This window comes from Bathymodiolus heckerae thiotrophic gill symbiont, assembly GCF_900128515.1.
Lineage (GTDB): Bacteria > Pseudomonadota > Gammaproteobacteria > PS1 > Pseudothioglobaceae > Thioglobus_A.
Window position 1 is genome coordinate 1 of sequence record NZ_FQTP01000094.1, and the last position, 5,058, is coordinate 5,058.

General features: G+C 38.1%; 4 protein-coding genes and 1 pseudogene. 3 read left to right on the forward strand and 2 right to left on the reverse strand.

Annotated features, from left to right (window positions below):
* Positions 1-498 precede the first annotated feature (498 nt).
* Together BTHERMOSOX_RS12100 and BTHERMOSOX_RS09120 are read right to left on the reverse strand one after the other, a co-directional pair.
* Complete coding sequence (locus tag BTHERMOSOX_RS12100; RefSeq protein WP_138120771.1) at positions 499-657, reverse strand: type II toxin-antitoxin system VapB family antitoxin; 159 nt, start codon at positions 655-657, stop codon at positions 499-501.
* Between the two features lie 189 nt (positions 658-846).
* Positions 847-1,944, reverse strand: coding sequence for a glycosyltransferase (locus tag BTHERMOSOX_RS09120; protein WP_249360668.1), 1,098 nt, complete (start codon positions 1,942-1,944; stop codon positions 847-849).
* A 246-nt stretch (positions 1,945-2,190) separates the two neighbouring features.
* Here BTHERMOSOX_RS09120 and BTHERMOSOX_RS09125 point away from each other — a divergent pair, with 246 nt between their 5' ends.
* The 3 genes and pseudogenes from BTHERMOSOX_RS09125 to BTHERMOSOX_RS09135 form a co-directional block, all read left to right on the forward strand.
* A complete protein-coding gene (locus BTHERMOSOX_RS09125) occupies positions 2,191-3,423 on the forward strand; it encodes an O-antigen ligase family protein (RefSeq protein WP_138120773.1) in 1,233 nt (410 codons plus the stop codon).
* Positions 3,424-3,468: 45 nt separating this feature from the next.
* Positions 3,469-4,491, forward strand: coding sequence for a glycosyltransferase family 4 protein (locus BTHERMOSOX_RS09130; protein ID WP_249360669.1), 1,023 nt, complete (start codon positions 3,469-3,471; stop codon positions 4,489-4,491).
* 113 nt (positions 4,492-4,604) lie between these two features.
* Positions 4,605-4,939, forward strand: a pseudogene (locus tag BTHERMOSOX_RS09135) (reverse transcriptase domain-containing protein); the annotation flags it as partial.
* Positions 4,940-5,058: the final 119 nt, after the last annotated feature.

Sequence of the window (5,058 nt, forward strand, 5' to 3'; positions counted from 1 at the left end):
GTGAAGATTTTTAGTCCGCGATAGCCGTAGGGCCGGTTGTTTTGTCGGAGTCTGAGCGATAGCGAAGGTGGAGACAAAATAAAAGGCCATCCGACACGGCGTCAAGTCATTTGGAGCCAATGTTCCGACCCCTTGTTGGGTCGGGACGAGACGAGGTGACGAGGACGAATCGGGGCGCCGAAGGCATTAGCGGTCGCGTTAAGTTTTTGCCGCTTGCTTGGGCTGGGATGCCCAAAACAAGCTTTCGCAAAAATAGCGACTCCCCGCCCCGCAAAATATGACAGTGAAATTGCTGCTGTGGCAAGTGTTAATCAACTTGTCGTTGTTACACGAAATACGGAGGACTTTAAGGATTTTAATGGTTTGCGAGTTGAAAACTGGTTTGATTAATTTGCGTATTAACAGATTTGCCGGATGAGCAGCGAATTAATGAATTAGCAGAGCTGTTTAAGGATATTGGGCTGGTGTCCAGTTCGCGTAACTTACCCCAGTCATCTTCTATATCAACCTGGCCTCTAAGAGCCAGTATTTTTTCTTTTTTTGATCTTTTATAAAAGATGAGAGCACAATCCGCACAGCTTCGGATCGATTTTTCTGTCCCGTATATGACATGACTTTATTCATTATGTCATCATCAATATTTAGTGTTGTTCTCATAATATATTTCTCAATTAAGATGATTATTGTTTAAATAATAGCATATATAGTTTATAGCAGAAAATCATCAATTTCTAAAACTTAACCGCTTATATAGGGCCTGAAATTTAAGACCAACTCGTGACCATGCATAATTTTTCGCTGTATGCTTGCCTTGTTCAGCCAACTGCTCGCGAAGCTTGCTATCCTCTAAAAAAGCCGGATGATTGCTGCTTTAAGTTCCAGAGGAGCCTGCGGTAAAGCCAGTATTCCGGTATGGTCATGTTCAATCACCTCACTAATGCCACCGGTATCAGTGCTGATAATTGCCGTACCACTTGCCATCGCCTCAACCAAAGTAACCCCCTGACCTTCGGTATCTCCTGTGGAATCCGTGATAGATGGCGCTATAAAAATATCTGCAGCGGCATAATAATCCGGTAATTGCTCATTAGGTAATTTGCCCCAAAACCTGACCTTATTATCTATATCTAATTCCCTGCTAAGCTCCTCTAATGCCTTCCTTTCGGATCCATCACCGATAATCCATAACTGTGTTTGCTTTTTTTGTGCTGCGGAAAGTAAAGCATAGGCGCTTAGCAAATCTTCAACGCCTTTCTTCTTAACCAAGCGCCCGACAAATAATAAGATCGTAGCCCCTTTAGCTAATTCAGAGCGTAACAACTGGGCATTACCAGAGCCAAATCTCTGGCAATCAACCCCCATAGGAATAATTTCAGGTTGCGCAATATTCCCTAAAAAAGCATTTGCAGTTGCCGAGGTATTACTCGTCCAGGCAGAGCAATTCCTTAAACTCCATAGTTTAATTCTGTTGAGCAACGAACCCTGTAGTGCAAAAGCATCACCTCCATGAGCGGTAATAATTACAGGCGTATTAGTTAATCTACCAATCAAACTTGCGATGCTGCCTTGTGGAAAAACCCAGTGAGCGTGGATCAGTGCAGGTTTTAGCTTTTTCACCAGTCGGTAACAGGAAACAAACTGGTAGAGCAAAAAAAAGGGCACTTGAATATAGAGGAATGGATTCGCTTTTAAATTAGGCAAAATCCCCGATCTATACGCCAGTTTTTGTAAGCGACGTGGTATAAAGTACTTAAAATAATGCAAAAAGATTGTGGGTGAATACAGTGAGTTATCTACATATTGATCATCAGGTGATAAAATATGCAAATCAAAAACCTTATGGTCGATAGATTCTGCCAGATAGCGCAGGAAAATAGAGGCGCTATCCTGTTCATATCGAGGATAACTGGAAGTAAGCCAGAGAATAGACTGCTTTTTTTGCATTTGCGTGCTAAAGGTTAAAGAAAAGTAAAAAACATGTCGTTTTATAGCGGATGTTTTGTAACTTAAGCAACGCTATATCTTATCCTATACGCCAGAAAGGCATAAACTTTTATAACAAGAAATCAAAAAATGTTCTTGAAATGGCTTAACAAATCATGGAGGCTTACACAACACATCAGCTAACCCTTTTATTCCCTTAAAAATGAATTACACTTATTATTTGAATCTAAGATAATTATAGGACTTATGGATAAAATTATTACAAAATCTCTCGCTCTTTCCTTGTCAACCATGCCAGCATTTATCTTAACAACTCCCCATGGCGCAAGCATATCTTCAATATGCATTTTTTTGTTGTCCTTGATTGTTTTAATAGCACATTACCCAATTGATATGGCACTCAGTAAAAAAGAAAAAATATTGATTTGTTCTTTGCTACTACTTCCAATAGTGATAATTTTTGATGTCATTTTAAGGGATCTGAGATTCCATTATCTAGATTACTACACGAGGTTTATTTTAGTTATTCTAGTTTTTTTTACATTAAGGACAATTAAAGTAAGCCTGGCACCCTTAATGATTGGCATATTGGTTGGTGCGATTGGCGCTGGAATGCTGGCTTTATATCAGAAATATCATTTAAACCTGCATGATATTCAAGGCTATGTCATGCAGATAAATTTCGGTAATATCAGTATATTGCTAGGAGTGATGAGCCTGGCAGGGTTGTTTATGGTCAATAGTGTTGGTTATAAAAAATCATTCTATATTATCACTCTACTTGCCTTTATTATGGGTATAACAGGGTCACTATTATCTGGAACAAGGGGCGGCTGGATTGCCATTCCTTTTTTTATCGGCTTATTTATAATGTTTTCCCCCTTAAGCAAAGCTTATAAAATAATTGGCAGTATTATCTTGATCCTGGCTTTGATACTTGTCTATTATTCAAACGACTATATACAATCACGTGTAGATTCCGTGTATAAAAATACGCAAGCTTATTACAATAGTAATTCTGATGAATCCGTAACTTCGACTGGACGGCGTCTAGTCGAATGGAAGGCTGGGTGGCTAATGTTTATTGAACACCCGATATTTGGCATAGGTTCCGGAGAATATAAGCAAGCATTGAAAGAAAAAATAGACGCTGGTGAAGTAAGAAAAATAGACTTAGTTGGGCATGCACATAATGAAGCATTACAGATAATGGTCATAACCGGAATCATAGGTCTTTTTGCTTATCTATCATTATATGCAGGAGCTGCTTATTTCTTTTATACCTCACTGGTTAAAAGTCATAATACAAGAGTTAAGTACTTAAGCTTTTTAGGGGTAATGATTGTTGGGGATTTTTTTATTTTTGGACTAACTAATTATTCTTTTGGCCATAATATGATGGTTTTGTTTTTTGCCGTGATGGTAGCGGTGCTTGCAGGCATGGTTAGTCGTATTGAGAACCAATCAGTTGAAGCATAATCCATTTATTTACGTCACATTATAAGCAAACAATCAACCTGAATTATGAACAGTCAAATAATATTAGAACTGGATTACAAACTATTTTTTTTGTCAGCTACTATAATTATTATCTCTTATGTGCTTAGCAAAATATTAATTATAGTTTCTCCAAAATTCTCCTTACTAGCTTCCCCCAATAAACGAACTATGCATATGCAACCCACTGCGAATAGTGGTGGAATCGCTATTTTTACTGCATTTATATTCGGCAAGCTATTCTTTGACAGCTTTTTAAATACAGCTGAAATAGTCGTACTTTTTATGACCTTATGTCTTGGTATATATGATGATAGGCAAAATATACGCTCAACTTATAAATTAATTATACTGATCGGTATCGTTCTAGTTCTTGTCTTAAATGGACTATCAATTCAATCGCTGGGTAGTTTTGCTGGCTACGATTTAACACTGCCACTTATAGTTGCCGAAGTGATTCTGGTTTTTACCTTTGTCGGCTTTATTAATGCAATGAACCTTATAGATGGACTAGATGGTTTAGCTGCATCAATAGGCATTATCATTATTTCTTCTTTTGCCTATCTGGGTTACAAATATGATGATAGCTTTTTGTTTTTTACTTCTTTAAGTTATGTTTGTGCGCTAATGGGGTTTTTTATACTCAACTGGAAGCCCGCTAAAATATTTATGGGCGATAGTGGTAGCCTGGTATTGGGTCTGTTTATTGCAATTATTTCTGTACATTCGATTAAATATGACTATATATCTCCAGTCAGTGTACTACTATTAGCTGCAGTACCTATACTGGATACACTCATTGTTTTAATACGCCGCATATCAAGAGGCAAGAACCCTTTTGTAGCTGACAGAACACATATACACCACATAATATTTGGTCAGCAACGCAAGAATGTTAAAGTGACGGTATTAATTTTGGCGCTTATTCAACTGCTTTTTACTTCGATTGGATTAGGTTTCAAGGTGCGCGATGATCTGGTAAGTCTAATAGTTTTTATATTAATGCTGGCTATTTTTTATTTATTACTTACGCCTAAAAGATATAAATAATCGTAGCCCATATGAAGCCTTAGCGTAATATGGGCTACATTTGTGAAATAAACAAGTCTTGCGGCGAGATAATCTTAAAACTGCATGGCAACGGGTTCAAGCCAATAAGACGCTATCAACCTTCACCGGTTCGACGGGTTGAGATTGATAAACCGGATGGCGGCATACGCCAACTGGGGATACCAACCGTTATTGACGGGTGATACAGCAAGCCATTGCCCAAGTCCTAACGCCTATTTTCGACCCTGAGTTCTCGCCCCATAGTTTCGGGTTTCGCCCTGGGCGCAATGGGCAACAAGCGGTCAAGCAGATACAAAACATCATCAAGACAGGACGTCGTATAGCGGTGGATGTTTATCTGTTGATGTTCTTTGATCGAGTTAATCACGATTTATTAATGACGCACCTAGGCTATAAAGTTCAGGATAAGCGTTTACTCAAATTAATTAGTGCTTGCACGAAAAAGCCATTTCTTGAAAATACATTACTATATTTAACGGAATATTTTTTAAATTTTGATTCAGCTTTACAAAAAACTCATCAACTCTTACGCGTTTTCATAATAAA